The organism is Pseudomonas sichuanensis, assembly GCF_024749065.1.
In the GTDB taxonomy this organism is placed as follows: Bacteria; Pseudomonadota; Gammaproteobacteria; order Pseudomonadales; family Pseudomonadaceae; genus Aquipseudomonas; species Aquipseudomonas sichuanensis.
Genome location: NZ_CP087185.1, coordinates 5,298,144 through 5,314,630, shown reverse-complemented (window position 1 = coordinate 5,314,630; position 16,487 = coordinate 5,298,144). Strand labels below are relative to the sequence as shown.

At 66.7% G+C, this 16,487-nt stretch carries 12 protein-coding genes and 1 pseudogene; 3 read left to right on the top strand and 10 right to left on the bottom strand.

The features are described from left to right. Positions 1 to 45 precede the first annotated feature (45 nt). The 4 genes from LOY51_RS23920 to LOY51_RS23905 are packed head-to-tail and all read right to left on the bottom strand — an operon-like array spanning position 46 to position 4,260. Entirely contained in the window at positions 46 to 1,152 is a 1,107-nt protein-coding gene (locus tag LOY51_RS23920) for an acetoin dehydrogenase dihydrolipoyllysine-residue acetyltransferase subunit (RefSeq protein ID WP_125860570.1), read from the bottom strand. Then, the gene (locus tag LOY51_RS23915; protein WP_125465699.1) at positions 1,149 to 2,171 is read right to left on the bottom strand and encodes an alpha-ketoacid dehydrogenase subunit beta; all 1,023 of its coding nucleotides are present in this window, start codon (positions 2,169 to 2,171) and stop codon (positions 1,149 to 1,151) included. The genes LOY51_RS23920 and LOY51_RS23915 overlap by 4 nt, the downstream gene beginning before the upstream one ends. Positions 2,172 to 2,204: 33 nt before the next feature. Continuing rightward, entirely contained in the window at positions 2,205 to 3,182 is a 978-nt protein-coding gene (locus LOY51_RS23910) for a thiamine pyrophosphate-dependent dehydrogenase E1 component subunit alpha (protein ID WP_125860568.1), read from the bottom strand. A 22-nt stretch (positions 3,183 to 3,204) separates the two neighbouring features. Next, positions 3,205 to 4,260: an ATP-NAD kinase family protein gene (locus LOY51_RS23905; RefSeq protein WP_125860566.1), complete on the bottom strand. Its 1,056-nt coding sequence runs from the start codon at positions 4,258 to 4,260 to the stop codon at positions 3,205 to 3,207. 279 nt (positions 4,261 to 4,539) lie between these two features. On the opposite strand from LOY51_RS23905, the gene LOY51_RS23900 reads away from it, so the two are divergent. Further along, complete coding sequence (locus LOY51_RS23900) at positions 4,540 to 6,393, top strand: sigma-54-dependent Fis family transcriptional regulator (protein WP_258643346.1); 1,854 nt, start codon at positions 4,540 to 4,542, stop codon at positions 6,391 to 6,393. Between the two features lie 94 nt (positions 6,394 to 6,487). Here LOY51_RS23900 and accC read toward each other — a convergent pair whose 3' ends face one another. The 6 genes and pseudogenes from accC to LOY51_RS23870 form a co-directional block, all read right to left on the bottom strand. Further along, positions 6,488 to 7,843: an acetyl-CoA carboxylase biotin carboxylase subunit gene (gene accC / locus LOY51_RS23895; protein WP_125860564.1), complete on the bottom strand. Its 1,356-nt coding sequence runs from the start codon at positions 7,841 to 7,843 to the stop codon at positions 6,488 to 6,490. Between the two features lie 17 nt (positions 7,844 to 7,860). Beyond that, complete coding sequence (accB, locus tag LOY51_RS23890) at positions 7,861 to 8,322, bottom strand: acetyl-CoA carboxylase biotin carboxyl carrier protein (protein ID WP_125465694.1); 462 nt, start codon at positions 8,320 to 8,322, stop codon at positions 7,861 to 7,863. Between the two features lie 98 nt (positions 8,323 to 8,420). Then, positions 8,421 to 8,873, bottom strand: a complete 453-nt coding sequence (gene aroQ, locus LOY51_RS23885; RefSeq protein ID WP_011535870.1) for a type II 3-dehydroquinate dehydratase — start codon at positions 8,871 to 8,873, stop codon at positions 8,421 to 8,423. A gap of 177 nt (positions 8,874 to 9,050) precedes the next feature. Then, positions 9,051 to 10,814, bottom strand: coding sequence for a protein-disulfide reductase DsbD (locus LOY51_RS23880; RefSeq protein WP_125860562.1), 1,764 nt, complete (start codon positions 10,812 to 10,814; stop codon positions 9,051 to 9,053). Positions 10,815 to 10,932: 118 nt separating this feature from the next. Beyond that, positions 10,933 to 11,448, bottom strand: a pseudogene (locus tag LOY51_RS27300) (methyl-accepting chemotaxis protein); the annotation flags it as partial. A 1,565-nt stretch (positions 11,449 to 13,013) separates the two neighbouring features. Next, the gene (locus LOY51_RS23870) at positions 13,014 to 14,630 is read right to left on the bottom strand and encodes a response regulator (RefSeq protein ID WP_258643341.1); all 1,617 of its coding nucleotides are present in this window, start codon (positions 14,628 to 14,630) and stop codon (positions 13,014 to 13,016) included. Between the two features lie 249 nt (positions 14,631 to 14,879). On the opposite strand from LOY51_RS23870, the gene LOY51_RS23865 reads away from it, so the two are divergent. Then, a complete protein-coding gene (locus tag LOY51_RS23865) occupies positions 14,880 to 15,947 on the top strand; it encodes a DUF2333 family protein (protein ID WP_258643339.1) in 1,068 nt (355 codons plus the stop codon). Position 15,948: 1 nt separating this feature from the next. Next, positions 15,949 to 16,485 (top strand): NUDIX hydrolase, encoded by a 537-nt coding sequence (locus LOY51_RS23860; protein ID WP_125465689.1) that lies wholly within the window; start codon positions 15,949 to 15,951, stop codon positions 16,483 to 16,485. Positions 16,486 to 16,487: the final 2 nt, after the last annotated feature.

Here is a 16,487-nt window from a genome sequence, read left to right as displayed (position 1 = left end):
TGGCTCAGGTCGTTCATTGTTGTTCTCCAGGCTCACGTAAAAGGGTCAGTGCTTGCGCAGGAAGGCCAGCAGCTGCTGGTTGACCTGCTCGGCGGCTTCCATCTGCACCATGTGGCCGACTGCCGGGATCACCTGCACCTCGGCGTCCAGGCTATCTGCATGGCTGGCCGGGATGATCGCGTCGGCGGCGCCCCACAGCACCAGCGCCGGGTGCTGGCCGAGCACGGCGCGCAGGTCGTGGCGCTGCCGGTCGCCGTCGGCCAGGGCAGCCGACAGTTGCTGCAGTGCGCTGTCGACGCCCTCCAGGCGCTTGAACTTGAGCATGTCTTCGAGCAGTTGCCGGGTGACCAGCCCCGGGTCGGCGAACAGCAGGCTCATCGGCCCCTTCAGCGCATTGCGGTTGGCGGCGGCGACGAAGCCTTGCAGGTACTGGCCATTGATGGCCTCGCCGAGCCCGGCGCTGGCGATCAGGCTCAGGCTGGCCACGCGCTGGGGCGCCCGGCGGGCGAGGTTGAGGCTGACCGCGCCGCCCATGGAGTGGCCGGCCAGGTGCGCACGGGGTATGTCCAGGTGGTCGAGCAGGGCCAGCACCGCGTCGCTCAGTTCATCCAGATCGCCCTGTTGCAGGGCCTTGGCCGACTCGCCATGGCCGGGCAGGTCGAGGGCGATGACCCGCCGCTCGGCGGCCAATGCCGGGTGGTTGAACAGCCAGTTGTTGAGGTCGCCGCCGAACCCGTGCACCAGCACCAGCGGCGTGCCGCCTTCGCCCAGCTCGAACCAGCGCAGCAGGCGCCCGTTCACTTCGGCCTTCTGCGGCGTCGGCCCCTGGGCTTGCTCAGCACCGCCCTCGGCGACGAACTCGGCCTGGAAGCGTTGCACCACGGCGTCGATCTCGGCTTCTTCGGCTTCACCTTCGACCACCACTGCCAGCAGCGCGCCCACCGGCAGGGTTTCGTCGGGCTGCGCCACCAGCCGGCGCAATACGCCGCTGAACGGGGCTTCGACGCTGCTGCTGATCTTGTCGGTCTCGACGTCCAGCACTTCGTCGCCCTTGTGGATTTCATCGCCTTGCTGCTTGAGCCAGGTGTCCACCCGGCCCTCGGTCATCGACAGGCCCCACTTGGGCATGGTCAGTGTGTGGATCTGGCTCATGCGGCGCTCCTTGCAGCTTCGATCACTTTGCGCACGGCGGCCTCGACCTTCGCCGCATCGGGGATGTACAGGTCTTCCAGGGCGTCGGAGAACGGCACCGGGGTGTGCGGCGCGGTGACCATCTCGATCGGGCCCTTGAGGGCGCCGAACGCTTTCTGCGCCACCAGTGCACTGATATCGGTGGCCATCGAGCAGCGTGGGTTGGCTTCGTCGATCACCACCAGGCGCCCGGTCTTCTCGACGCTTTCCAGGATGCTGTCTTCATCCAATGGGCTGGTGGTGCGCAGGTCCAGCACTTCGCAGTCGATGCCCTGGCGCGCCAGGTTGTTGGCCGCCTCCAGCGCCACATGGACCATGCGCCCGTAGGTCACCAGAGTGATGTCGTCGCCGTCGCGGACGAAGTTGGCCTCGCCGAACGGCACCGTGTAGACCTCTTCCGGCACCTCGCCCTGCATGCTGTACAGCAACTTGTGCTCGCAGAAGATCACCGGATCGTTGTCGCGGATCGCCTGGATCAGCAGGCCCTTGGCGTCGTACGGCGTCGCCGGGCACACCACCTTCAGGCCGGGGATATGGGTCCATAGCGAGGTGAGCATCTGCGAGTGCTGGGCGGCGGCGCGCAGGCCGGCGCCGTACATGGTGCGCATCACCAGCGGGGTGACCGCCTTGCCGCCGAACATGTAGCGGAACTTGGCGGCCTGGTTGAGGATCTGGTCCAGGCAGCAGCCGGCGAAGTCGACGAACATCAGTTCGCACACCGGTCGCAGGCCCTGGGTGGCGGCGCCCACGGCCGCCCCGACATAGCCGATCTCCGACAGCGGTGCATCGAGCACGCGGCCGGGGAACTGGTGGTACAGGCCCTTGGTGACGCCGAGCACGCCGCCCCAGGCATCGTCCTCGCCGGGTGCACCGGCGCCGCCGGCGACGTCCTCGCCGATGATGAACACCGTGCTGTCACGACGCATTTCCTGGGCCAGCGCTTCGTTGATGGCCTGCTGGTAGCTGATCTTTCTTGCCATGGTGGTGCTCCTTCTTGTTCTTGTAATCCGGGCTCAGGGGTAGCTGACGTAGACGTCGGTGAGCAGGTCGGCGGGCTGTGGCTTGGGGTCGGACTTGGCGCGCTGCACGGCGTCCTCGATCAGGTCGGCGACACGGGCGTCGATGGCGTCGAGCTGTTCCGGGCTGAGCAGGCCGGCGCGGGTGGTCTTGTTGCGAAACTGCAGCAGGCAGTCGCGCTGCTCGCGCAGGTTCTTCACCTCGTCCGGGGCGCGGTAGGTCTGGGCGTCGCCTTCGAAATGGCCGTAGTAGCGGCTGAGCTTGACCTCGATCAGCGACGGCCCCTGGCCTGCGCGGGCGCGTTCGATGGCGGCGCCGGCGGCTTCGTGCACGGCGAAGAAGTCGAAGCCGTCGATGGTCACGCCCGGCATGCCGAAGCCGGCGGCGCGGTCGGCGATATGGTCGCAGGCCACCGACCAGGTCGAGGCGGTGGCCTCGGCGTAGCCGTTGTTCTCGGCGACGAAGATGCACGGCAGGTTCATGATCGAGGCCAGGTTCATCGCCTCGAACACGGCACCCTCGTTGGAGGCGCCATCGCCGAAGAAGGCGATCGATACATCGTCGCGGCCCTTGAGCTTGGCCGCCAGGGCGGCGCCGGCCACCAGGGGCGCGCCGGCACCGACAATGCCATTGGCACCGAGCATGCCTTTCTCCAGGTCGGCGATGTGCATCGAGCCGCCCTTGCCGCCGCACACGCCGGTCTTCTTGCCGTAGATCTCGGCCATCATCCCGTACACGTCGACGCCCTTGGCGATGCAGTGGCCATGGCCACGGTGGGTGGAGGCGATGCAGTCGCTGTCGCGCAGGTGGGCCATGACCCCGGCGGCGGAGGCTTCTTCGCCGGCATAAAGGTGGACGAAGCCAGGGATCTCGCCGGTGGCGAACTCCACGTGCAGGCGTTCTTCGAAGGCGCGGATGGTGCGCATCACTTCATAGGCATGCAGCAGCTGTTGCGAACTGAGCTGATTGGACATCTTGTTGTTCTCCAGGGTTGTCTCAACACGGGGTTGCAGGGTGCAGCCGGTGGCCGCGCGGGACCGCCAGCAGGTGATGACGGGCGGCATGCGCGAGCACGGCTTCGACGTCCACGGTCAGCGGGCCCTGGGCGTCGAGGGTGATGGTCGGGGTGTCGTGGGCGGCGAACTCGATCTCGCGCTCGCCGTCCAGGGCCAGGGTGCCGCTGGCCAGGCTCAGGCGCTGAGGGATGCCGGGCATGAGCGTGCCGCTGGCGCTGATCCCGCAGCCTTGCAGCAGGCCTGGGGCCAGTGGTGCGAGCAGGGCCTGGTCGGCACTGGCGTCAAGGCGTACCCAGGCGCCGTGCGGGGCCTGGCGCGAGACCGGCTGCCACAGCCCGCACAGGGCGGACAGGCCGATGGCGTGGGGTTCGGCGAAGCAGGCAAAGACCTCGGCCAGGTCATCGCTGCGGCTCAGGGCGCGGGCGCCGATGAAAGGCTGCGGCGACACGGCGACCTCGACCAGCGCCCATTCGCACAGGCCCTGCTCGGGCACCTTCACCAGCAGCCGTTTGTTGCGGCGCAGGCCGAGGCTCGGCGGGATGCGCCCGCTGGCCAGCAGGCCACCGGCCAGCCCGGCGCTGGTGGCTTCACGCAGTTCGGGGAAGGCGTTGTTGGTGCCGGTGGACAGCGTCAGCAGCGGTACGTCGCCGGCCTCGGCGGCCACCGCCTTGTGGGTACCGTCGCCGCCGAGCACGGCGATCATCGCCACGCCGGCCTCGACCATGCGCCGGGCAGCCAGGCGGGTGTCGGCCACGGTCTGGGTCAGTGGCAGGTCGAGCAGTTGCAGGGCTGGCCAGTGCTGCTCGCGGGCAACGGGGCCCTGGCTGGCCTTGAGCACGGCGGCGGCGATGCCGGTCATGTCGGTGGGCAGCAGCACCCCTGCGATACCGCAGGCACCGAAGGCAGCCAGCAGGCGCTGGATCGCCGAGGCCTTGTCGGTGCTGGAGTACAGCCCGGCGCTGGCGGTCAGACGGCGCAGGTCACGGCCGGAGGCAGGGTTGGCGATGATCCCTACGGTAGCGGCGGGTTGCGGCATGGCGCACCTCGAATTGTTGTTTGCCAGGGCAGGAGCAAGCGCGGTGCCAGGTTTCTGCAAAGGCGCTGGGAGTGCCGCAGCAGAGCGCTTGCGCCGCTGCTGACGGGCCCTGGCGAAGGCCCTTGGCGAGACGCCCGGTGCCAGGCCGGGCGGGCCTGGGCGAGACGCTGAGACGCTGCGTCTCAGGTGGGCCGGCAATCACACAGCGCTTGTCGGGGTATCCGCGCTGGCGCTTAATGGCCGCACAACGACAAGAACAATGAGAACCGGAGGGCCCCAATGCTTGCCGCGAACTCCAAAGCCCATGTCGACTGCGTCAGCCGGGTGCTGAAGAACGCCGAACGCCTGCCCCAGGCGCCGGTGCCGCCGCTGATCCTCGACTCGTGGCGCCGTTCCATGGAGCTGTACCGCCTCGACCCTGCCTCCCAGCAGGGCCCGCGCATCCTTTCGCAAAGCCTGCTCAACGAATGCCGCGAGCGCGCCGAACTGTTCCTGCGCATCGCCAGCGATGCCGTCGCACGCCTGCATGAGCGGGTGCGTGGCGCCGACTACTGCGTGCTGCTCACCGATGCCCAGGGCCGCACCATCGATTACCGGGTCGAGGCGGCGATCCGCAACGACTGCCGCAAGGCCGGGCTGTACCTGGGCACCTGCTGGTCGGAAGGCGAGGAGGGCACCTGTGGGGTGGCGGCGGTGCTGACCAGCAAGGCGCCGGTCACGGTGCACAAGCGCGATCACTTTCGCGCCGCGTTCATTGGCCTGACCTGCACCGCGGCGCCGGTGTTCGACCCGGCCGGCGAGCTGCTTGGGGTGGTGGACGTGTCGGCGTTGCAATCGCCGGATGACCGGCGCAGCCAGCACCTGATCCGCCAACTGGTCGAGCAGACCGCACGGGAGATCGAGAACGCCTTCTTCATGCACAGCGTGCAGGGCCATTGGGTGATGCGCGCCCATGGCACGCCGGGCTACGTCGAGAGCCAGCCGGACTACCTGCTGGCCTGGGATAGCGATGGCCGCCTGCAGGCGCTCAACAGCCTGGCCCGCCAGCGTCTGCTGGAACGTGACGGGCGGTTGCCTGAGCATATCGGCGAGTTGTTCGACCTGGACCAGTTGCGCCGCGCCCATGATGCTTCAGCCCAGCGCCTGCCGGGCTGGGGTGGGCTTTATGGGCGGGTCAGCGCGCCGCAACGGCATGGGCGCGCGCAGCCCGTGCGCCAGGCGCAGGATGCGCGCATCGAACAGCACCTGCGCCTGGCCACGCGGGTCAAGGACTGCAACCTGGCGGTGCTGGTACAGGGCGAAACCGGCGCCGGCAAGGAGGTGTTCGCTCGCCAGCTGCACCAGCAGAGCCAGCGCCGCGAGGGGCCTTTCGTCACCCTCAACTGTGCGGCCATCCCCGAGAGCCTGATCGAGAGCGAACTGTTCGGTTATGTCGCCGGCGCCTTCACCGGCGCCTCGGCCAAAGGCATGCAGGGCCTGTTGCAGCAGGCCAATGGCGGCACGCTGTTCCTCGACGAGATCGGCGACATGCCGCTGCACCTGCAGACCCGCCTGCTGCGGGTACTGGCCGAAGGCGAGGTGGCGCCGCTGGGCGCGGCGCGGCGCGAGCGTGTGGATATCCAGGTGATCTGCGCCACCCACCGTGACCTGGCGGCGATGGTCGCTGAGGGGCGTTTCCGTGAGGATCTGTACTTCCGCCTGGCCAACGCCCGTTTCGAATTGCCGCCGCTGCGCGAGCGCGATGACCGGCTGGGGTTGATCCACCAGTTGCTGGGCGAGGAGGCGGCGGCCTGCGGGGTCGAGGTGCTGTTGGCGGACGCGGCCCTGGAGGCATTGCTGGTGTATCGCTGGCCGGGCAATTTGCGCCAGCTGCGGCAGGTGTTGCGCTATGCCTGTGCGGTGAGTGAGGGCGGGGAGTTGCAATTGCAGGACCTGCCGCAAGAGGTGCGCGGTGACGCGGTTGATTCGGCTGAAGGCGGCGCGTCTTGCCCGGCCCGGCAGTTGCTGCTGGATGCCCTGATCCGTCATCGCTGGAAACCGGCCGATGCGGCGCGGGCGCTGGGGATATCGCGGGCGACCCTGTATCGACGCGTGCATGAGCACCGGATCGAGATGCCGCGGATGAAGGGCTAAGGCACAAGGCCGCTCCTGCAGGGATCGGCGAACCGCTGGCAGGCAATAAAAAACCCCGGCACTGGGCCGGGGTTCTTTCATCTCGCTAACGCGATCACTCCTGGTGGGCCAGTTTGTGCTCGAGGTAGTGGATGTTGACGCCGCCTTTGCAGAAACCTTCATCACGCACCAGGTCGCGGTGCAGCGGGATGTTGGTCTTGATGCCGTCGACGACGATCTCGTCCAGGGCATTGCGCATGCGCGCCATGGCTTCGTCGCGGTCCTTGCCGTAGGTGATCAGCTTGCCGATCAGCGAGTCGTAGTTCGGCGGAACCGAATAACCGCTGTACAGGTGCGAATCGACGCGAACGCCGTTGCCACCCGGGGCGTGGAAATGCTTGACCGTGCCTGGGCTCGGGATGAACTTCTTCGGGTCTTCGGCGTTGATCCGGCACTCCAGCGAGTGACCACGGATCACCACGTCTTCCTGGCGGAACGACAGCTTGTTGCCAGCGGCGATGCTGAGCATCTCCTTGACGATGTCGATGCCGGTGACCATTTCCGAAACCGGGTGCTCGACCTGGACGCGGGTGTTCATCTCGATGAAGTAGAAGCGGCCGTTCTCGTACAGGAACTCGAAGGTACCGGCACCGCGGTAGCCGATCTCGATGCACGCGTCGACGCAACGCTTGAACACTTCCTGGCGGGCCTTCTCGTCGATGCCCGGGGCCGGCGCTTCTTCGAGAACTTTCTGGTGACGGCGCTGCAGCGAGCAGTCACGGTCGCCCAGGTGCACGGCGTTGCCCTGGCCGTCGGACAGTACCTGCACTTCCACGTGACGTGGGTTGGTCAGGAACTTCTCCAGGTAGACCATCGGGTTGCCGAACGCAGCACCGGCTTCGGTGCGGGTCAGCTTGGCCGATTCGATCAGGTCTTCTTCCTTGTGCACCACGCGCATGCCGCGACCACCACCGCCACCGGCGGCCTTGATGATCACCGGGTAACCCACCTCGCGGGCGATTGCCAGCGCGGTTTCTTCGTCTTCCGGCAGCGGGCCGTCGGAGCCCGGAACGGTCGGCACGCCCGACTTGATCATGGCGTCCTTGGCCGACACTTTGTCGCCCATCAGGCGGATGGTGTCGGCTTTCGGGCCGATGAAGATGTAGCCGGAGTTTTCCACCTGCTCGGCGAAGTCGGCGTTTTCCGCGAGGAAGCCGTAACCCGGGTGGATGGCAGTGGCGCCTGTCACTTCAGCAGCGGCGATGATCGCCGGGATGTGCAGGTAGGATTCCTTGGACGGCGCCGGGCCGATGCAGACCGTCTCGTCCGCCAGACCCAGGTGCATCAGTTCCTTGTCGGCCTTGGAGTAGACGGCGACGGTCTTGATACCCAGCTCTTTACAGGCACGCAGGATCCGCAGGGCAATTTCCCCGCGGTTGGCGATCAGGACTTTTTCGAGCTTCCCAGACATCGTTGGCTCTCCGCGGTTCAAACGATGGTGAACAGCGGCTGGTCGTATTCAACCGGCTGACCGTCTTCTACCAGGATGGCGTCGATCACACCGCCGATTTCGCATTCGATGTGGTTCATCATCTTCATGGCTTCGACGATGCACAGGGTGTCGCCCTTCTTCACGGTCTGGCCCACTTCGGCGTAGTTCGGCGAGGTCGGCGAAGGCTTGCGGTAGAAGGTGCCGACCATCGGCGAGCGCACCACGGTGCCTTTCAGGGCCGGGGCGCCAGCAGCGGCTTCGGCAGCCGGGGCAGCAGCAGCGGCAACCGGGGCGGCGACAGGCGCGGCTACCGGAGCAGGTGCGTAGTACTGTTGAGCGGCCGGAGTCTTGCTGTTACGGCTGATGCGAACGGACTCTTCGCCTTCCTTGATCTCCAGTTCGTCGATGCCGGACTCTTCCAGCAGTTCGATCAGCTTTTTGACTTTACGGATATCCATTAATCAGCAACTCCCAAGGTTCGGTCGGGGACTTAATTTGAAAACGTGTCGAAAACGTTTCATCTGAGCCTTGGCCGGTGGGCCAAGGCCTTGTGTCATCAGGGCTGTGCGTTGGCAGCCAGGTGTTCCAGCGCAGACTCCAGGGCCAGCCGGTAACCGGTGGCGCCCAGGCCGCAGATCACCCCTACGGCAACATCGGAGAAGTAGGAGTGATGACGGAACGGCTCGCGTTTGTGCACGTTGGACAAGTGCACTTCGATGAATGGGATGCTCACCGCGAGCAATGCGTCACGTAATGCGACGCTGGTGTGGGTGAAAGCGGCCGGATTGATCAGGATGAAGTCCACGCCTTCGTTACGCGCGGCGTGGATACGGTCGATCAATTCATATTCGGCATTGCTCTGCAGGTATTGCAGATGGTGGCCGGCGGCGCGGGCGCGCTGCTCCAGGTCCTGATTGATCTGCGCCAGCGTGGCTGCGCCATAGTGGCCCGGTTCGCGGGTGCCGAGCAGGTTCAGGTTGGGGCCGTGCAGCACCAGTAGGGTTGCCATCTGCGATTCCTTGGTTTTGTAGGGCAATTCGACATAGCGCGGCGACTATGCCGCAAGCAGCGATGAGTGTCCAGTTCCCGGCAATAGCCAGCACGATGACCGAGATTCGCGCAAAGTATGTGACCAGATGATTAACTCTGGTCACTTGTTACCGGTTTTTTCACCGGTCGCGGGAAGTTATAGACCGAGTTGGCCACGCACGCGCGCCAAAATCTGCGCAAAATCGCCGGCGTTTATCTCTCCGATCACCCGATCAGTGGTCATTTCGCTGCCGTTCGCCGCAAAAAACATCAGCGCGGGCGGGCCGAACAGGCGGTAGCGGTCGAGCAGGGCGCGCTGTTCGGCGTTGCTCTGGGTGATATCGAAGCGCAGCAGGCGGAACGCGCCCAATTGCTTGACCACAGGCTCGGCGTTGAGTACTTCGTGCTCGATCACCTTGCAGCTGATGCACCAGTCGGCGTACCAGTCGAGCAGCACCGGTTGGCCTGCGGCCTTGGCCTCGGCCAGGGCCGCGTCGAGGGCGGCCGGGGTGGTGAGGGTCTGCCAGGCATCGGCCTTGGCCTGTGTTGGGGCAGTGGCCACGACCGGCGCTGGCAGCGGGCGCAGCGGGTCGCCCTGGCCGCTCAGGGCGCCGTACCAGCAGGCCAGTGCGTACACCAGCAGTACCAGGCCGAGCAGCTGCGCCAGGCGTTGGCGCGGTGACTTGACCACGAACTCGAGGGCGCCAAGGAACAGCGCCACGCCAGCGGCCAGCAGGCCGACCAGCAGCAGGGTCAGCGGCCCCGGCAGCACGCGGCTGAGCAGGCCGATGGCCAGGCCCAGCAGCAGTACGCCAATGGCGTTCTTGACGGTGTTCATCCACGGGCCGCTTTTCGGCAGCCAGGCCGCGCCGCCGGTGGCCACCAGCAGCAGCGGGGCGCCCATGCCCAGGCCCAGGGCGAACAGTTTCAGCGCGCCACCCACGGCGTCGCCGCTGGCGCTGATGTACAGCAGCGCACCGGCCAACGGCGCCGAAACACAAGGTGAAACCAGCAGGCTCGACAGCACGCCCAGCACCGCCGCACCCAGCAGCGAGCCGCCTCGGGTGTGGTTGGCGACCTTCTCCAGGCGGTTGCCCAGCGCCTGTGGCAGCTTGATCTCGAACAGGCCGAACATGGCCAGGGCGAACAACACGAAGAACCCGGCGAACGGCACCAGCACCCAGGCCGACTGCAGACGTGCCTGCAGGTTGAGGCCGGCGCCGAACAGGCCCATCAGCGCCCCCAGCACGGCGAAACTGGCCGCCATCGGCAGCACATACGCCAGCGACAGCGACAGGCCACGCAGGCCGCCGACCTGGCCGCGCAGCACCACTCCGGACAGGATCGGCAGCATCGGCAGCACGCAGGGAGTGAAGGTCAGGCCAAGGCCCGCGAGGAAGAACAGCGCCAGGGACTTCCAGTTCCAGCCGGTTTCAGCGGTGGCCGGCAGCGCGCCGCCTTCGCCCTCGATGCTCAGCCGTTCGGTTTCCGGCGGGTAGCACAGGCCCTTGTCGGCGCAGCCCTGGTAGCCCACCAGCAGGGTGAAGGCGCGTTGATCGGTGCGTGGCAGCTCGATGTCCAGTACGCCGTGGTACACCTCGACGTCGCCGAAGAACTCGTCGTGCTTGGCCTCGCCCTTGGGGATGTTCGGTGCGCCCAGCGCGATGTCTGCAGGCTCGGTGCGGAACTGGAAGCGGTGGCGGTACAGGTAGTAGCCGTCGGTGGCGACGAAGCGCAGCTTGATGGTTTGCGCGTCGGCCTGCACCAGGCTGAGCTTGAAGGCTTCGTGTACCGGCAGGAAGTCGGCGCTGTTGGACAGCGAGGCGGCGCCGAGGGTGGCGCTGGGGCGGTTGTCGAGCAGGCCGCTGGCGAAGGCGGGGCTGGCCAGCAGCAGGAACAGCAGGAAAAACAGGCGGCGCATGGCGGACTCGCGAGGTGGAACTTGGCGGGCATCATAGCGGAGTTGGCGCGGCTATGGGCCATCGCGGGGCAAGCCCGCTCCCACGAGGACGTGGGAGCGGGCTTGCCCCGCGATGCGTTCAGAGCCTGAACGCGCGTACCGCGGTGTTCAACTCCCCGCCCAGCTTGAGCAACTGCTCCCCCTGCTCGCGCCCTTCACCAATACGCTGCAGGTTGTCCTCGCCCAGCTCGTGAATCCGCTCACTGTGCCCGCGAATCTCGCTCACCGCGCCGGTCTGTTGCGCGGTCACATCGGCAATCCGCACGGCGGTGTCGGCAATGGTGCGGATGGCGCTGACGATCTCGTCCAGCGCGCCATCAGCCGATTGCGCCTGGTTGGCGGTGGCCTCGGCATGCTCCAGCTGGGTGCGCATGCCGTCCACCGAGTCGCGGGCGGCCTGCTGCAGGCGGTCGATCAGCGCCTGGATCTCGCCAGTGGCGCCGGTGGTGCGCTGGGCCAGCGAGCGCACTTCGTCGGCGACCACGGCAAACCCCCGGCCCATTTCACCAGCCCGGGCGGCTTCGATGGCGGCGTTGAGGGCCAGCAGGTTGGTCTGTTCGGCAATCGCGCGAATCACCGTGAGCACGCCGCCGATGGTGGCCGACTCCTCGGCCAGTTGTTCGATCATGCGGGCGTTGCCCTGCACTTCGTCGACCAGCGAACGCAGCCCGGACAGGCTCTGGCCGATCACCGTCTGGCCCTGTTCCACCGCGCGCCCGGCGTGGTGGCTGGCCTCGGCGGCGGCGCTGGCATCGCCGGCCACCTGTTGGATGGTCGCCTCCAGCTCGCCCAGGGCATCGCGGATCTGCGCGGTGTCGCCGGCCTGGCGTTCGGCGCCGTCGTGCAGGGCGCTGCTCATGCCGGCCAGGGCGTGGCTGCTGCCGGCCACCTGCTCGGCGTTGTGGCGCAGGGTGCCTACCAGCTCAACCAGGTACTGGCGCAGGCGGTTCAGCGACTCCTGGATGTCGTGCAGTTCGCGGTTGGTCTTGCCCAGCTCGATGGTGTGGGCGAAGTCGCCCTCGGCCCAGCGCGACAGGGCCGGCGCGAGGCTGCTCAGGGTGCCTGCCAGGCGCCGTTGCAGGGTGTCGATCAGCAACGCGATGAGCAGGATCAGGCCGATCATCAGGCCTTGGAGGATCCGCACTTCGCCGGCGATCTTGCCGTGTTGGGCGCGCACCTGTGGCTCCAGCCCGGCGATGGCCTGCTGCACGGCGTCAAGACGCTCGCCGGTGCTGGCGGCGAGGGCGGCGCGCCGCTCGATCTGCTCGCGGGTGCGTTGCAGCTCGGCGGGGTAACGCTTGAGCAGGCTTTGCAGCTCGCGCTTGAGGCCGACCGCGACGTCTTCCTGCTGGGCGCTGGCTTGCGCGTCCAGGCCCATCATGGCGGCAAAGTCGTCGGCGTTGGATTCGGCGGCGCGGGTTACCCCCAGCAGCGGCAGGCCGTCGAGGGTCTGGGCCTGGGCGGCGATCAGTTGCAGTTCGCGTTGCACTTCATCGGCAAGCTCGGCGCGGCTACTGCTGACCAGCTTGTCGCGGGCCAGCGACAGCCGGCCCAGGTGCAGGGTGGCCTCCATCAGCGGCGGAAGGTAGCGGCTGGCCTCGGCGCTGCTGCTGTCGCGGGCGTAGCCTGCCAGTTGTTCAAGGTTGGCCCCCAGTTCGCGCTCGGCCTGCAACAGCAAGGCCTGCGGGTCGCCGGCCAGCTTGCCGGCGGCCAGCAGTTCGTTGGCGGTGAAGGCCTGCAGGCTGTCGAGGCTCGGGCGCAGTTCGCCCGACAAGTCCTCGGGCCAGTCAGCCAGAGCGGCCTGGAGTTGCTTGTTGGCTTCCACGGCGGCGGCGTGGCGCAGGGCGTCACCGCTGGCCAGGTAGGCCTGGGTGTTGCGCGCGGCGTCGTTCTGGAACTGCTGCGACAGGCCCAGGTAGCGCTCCATCAGTTGATAGGGGCGCTCCAGTGCACGTTGCGACCACCACAGGGTTGCGCCCAGGGCGATACACACGGTTACCAGCAACAGGGTGTTGAAATTGGTCAGCCACTTCAGGCGCATAGCCGCGGACTTCCTGCGGGGAGTGGAGGTAGGTGCCTGAAGTTATTGCGGTTTTATGACGAGGTGATGACGACGCAGCGTTGGCGCCAAAAATAAGTGGCACAGTGCCGGTACCGGCGTTACGGATCGACCCGCACCACACAATTGCGCCCGGCATGCTTGGCCCGGTACAGCGCTTCGTCCGCCGCGCTGGCCATGGTCAGTGCATCGAGGCTGTCATCCAGCTGCACCACGCCGCCGCTGAAGGTGCACTGCAGGTCGTGCGGCTGCGCCGGGTAATGGATTTCGGCAAAGCGTCGGCGGATGTCGTCGAGCACCTTGTGCGCGGCAGCCAGCCCGGTGTTGGGCATGACGATGGCGAACTCCTCGCCGCCATAACGGCCGATGAAGTCGGTCTTGCGCAGGCGTTGCTTGAGGAACAGCGCCAGGCTCTTGATCACCCGGTCGCCCATGGGGTGGCCATGGCGGTCGTTGATCTTCTTGAAGTGGTCGATGTCGAGCATGGCGAAGCACAGCGGCTGCTCCTCGCGCCGGGCGCGGAAGCTGCAGTCTTCGAGCAATTGCAGGATGTGGGTGTGGTTGTACAGCCCGGTGAGGCTGTCGCGGACCATGCGCGCCTTGAGGTGGCGGGCGCGGGCGGCGCGGTTGCGCACGGTGGTGATCAGCTGGCGCGAGCGGATCGGCTTGGTGAGGAAGTCGTCGCCGCCTTCGCTCATGGCGTCGAGCTGCTTGTCCAGGTCGTCCTCGGCCGACAGGTAGATGATCGGCACGCTGACATAGCGGTCGTTGTGGCGGATCACCTTGGCCAGCTCCGGGCCGGTGCAGGCGGGCATGTACAGGTCGAGGATGATCAGGTCGGGCTGGAAGTCGGCCAGCTCGCTCATGGTGCGGATCGGCTCGGTGAGGGTGCGGGTGATGATCCCGGCGCTGTTGAGCAGGCGCTCGGTGTGCAGGGCCTGGGCGCGTGAATCGTCGATCACCAGTACACGGAACGGGTCGTACTGGGTGGCGCTGGTCAGCAGTTCGACTTTTTCCAGCAGGCTGGAAGCTTCCAGGGTGCCGGTGAGGAATTCCTGGCCGCCGGCGCGCACGGCGGCCAGGCGGGTGGGGGTATCGGTTTCGTGCAGGCTGAAGAACAGCAGCGGGATGTGCTGCTCCAAGCCTTGCTGGGCCTGGGCCGCCAGTTGCAGGCCGACGCCGGGGCCGGTGAAGTCCACGTCCATGATGATGGCCGCCGGCAGGCGCTCGCTCATCGACGCCTGGAAGGCGTTGGCGCTGCACAGGGCCTGCACGGTCAGGCCGAAGAACTCCAGTTGCTGGGCCAGGCGCTCGGCGCGCTCATGATCCTGCAGGACGATGTACACCGGTTTGCGCAGGGGCGGCAGCGGTACGTTGTCGAGCTGGTCGCCCTTGCGCAGGCCGGTGCGCGACAGGCGTTGCATCAAGCGGTTGAGTTCGGCGATCAGTTCGGAATTGAGCCGCGCGCTGTTGGCTTCGATCGCGCGCAGCGTCTGGCCGATGGCCGTGGACAGGCTGCCGTGCTCGGGTTGCTCGAAGCGCTCGGCGTAACGCTGCAGCCGCAGGTTGGCTTCGCCCAGCTCGCCCAGGCCGGCGCTCGACCATTCACCACGCTGCAGGCGCTGCCAGATTTCGAGGATCTGCCGGGCCTGGTGGATGACCCGCTGGGCAAAATGCTGCTTGAGGCGCTCGTGGCTCGGGTCGGCTGGCTGGGTCATGTCCTGACTGCTTGTTAGTAGAGGAGGTGCAGGTTCAGTGATGGCTCTATGCTAGCACCGCTTTTCCGACAAGCGAGTGCCCAGGGTCAACAAAGTGTTCAGGGACGATTATTCAGTTGTCGACCCGTTGGTCGCTTATACGAATGGCGGCGTCTGCTTTATAGTGCTGCCACGCGGGCTTGCCGTGGCACCCTGGCGCCAACCAGAGGTCCAAGCCCTGTACCGTCTCCACTGATCAAGGACAATGCCATGCTGGATTGGAAAAACCGCGAGGCCAAAGCCGAGCCTCGCGAGCGGGTTGAAGCCCGTGGCTCGGCCACCCGTAGCTATCTGGGCGGCCTCTGGAGCCGCGCCTTGGGGACCCTGATCGGTCTGTACCTGCTGGTCTGCCTGGGCCTGGGTTGGTACTGGAGCGAGGAGCCGGCACTGTTCCCGGTGCAGCAGAACGCCCAGGCCGCCGCCGAGCGCAACGGCCAGCAGATGGTGATCGGCTACACCACCGTCGAAACCCTCAAGACCGTTGCCGGCACCCTGCTCGACAAGCCGGGTGGCTACATCTCCAACGACCGTTTCCCGCCTGGGCTGTGGATGGACAACATGCCGAGCTGGGAATATGGCGTGCTGGTCCAGGTGCGCGACCTGTCCCGCGCCTTGCGCAAGGACTTCGCCCGTTCGCAGTCGCAGTCCACCGAAGACGCCGACCTGGCCAAGGCCGAGCCGCGCTTCAACTTCGACAACAAGAGCTGGATCCTGCCGTCGAGCGAGTCGGAGTTCGAAGAGGGCATCAAGTCGCTCGGCCGCTACCAGAACCGTCTGGCCAAGGGCGACCAGGGCGCGATCTTCTATACCCGCGCCGACAACCTCAACAACTGGCTGGGTGACGTCGCGACCCGCCTGGGTTCGCTGTCGCAACGGCTGTCGGCCAGCGTTGGCCGGGTCAAGCTCAACAACACTTTGAAGACCGAGTCGGTGGCCCCGGGCCAGGCGCCCCAGGTCGATGAAGAAGTGGTCGAAACCCCGTGGCTGCAGATCGACAACGTGTTCTACGAGGCCCGTGGCCAGGCGTGGGCGCTGTCGCACCTGCTGCGCGCCATCGAGGTCGACTTTGCCGACGTGTTGGCGAAGAAGAACGCCACCGTCAGCGTGCGCCAGATCATCCGTGAGCTGGAAGCCTCCCAGGAAGCGCTGTGGAGCCCGATGGTGCTCAACGGCAGCGGCTTCGGCATGTGGGCCAACCACTCGCTGGTAATGGCCAACTACATTTCCCGGGCCAACGCCGCGGTCATCGACCTGCGCCAGCTGCTGTCCCAGGGCTGACATGGCCATCAGCCCTGCCGAGGTCGCGCACCGCGCGGCCTCCGACGCCGAACGGGTGGCCTGGGTGGATGACCACGACCAGCCGCTCGGCGCCTTGCCGCGGGCCGAGCTGCGAGAGCGCGGCCTGATCGGGCGCTGCACCTTCATCCTGCTGTTCAACAGTGCCGGCGACTTGTGCGTGCACCGGCGTACCCTGAGCAAGGCGCTGTATCCCGGGTATTGGGATGTGGCGGCGGGCGGTATGGTCGGGCATGAGGAAAGCTATGCAGACTCGGCGGCCCGGGAGCTGGAAGAAGAACTGGGGGTGAGCGGCGTTGCGCTGCGCTTCCACGAGAAGTTCTACTTCGACCAGCCGGGCAATCGGCTGTGGTGCGCGGTGTTTTCGGCAGTGTGGGACGGGGCGTTGCGCTTGCAGCCTGAAGAGGTGAGCGAGGCGCGGTTCATCCCTGTCGAACAGGCCGAGCTGGAAAGTGCGTCACGGCCCTATTGCCCGGATTCGTTGGCGGCGTTGCAGCGCTACAAGGCCAGCCAGGGGTAATG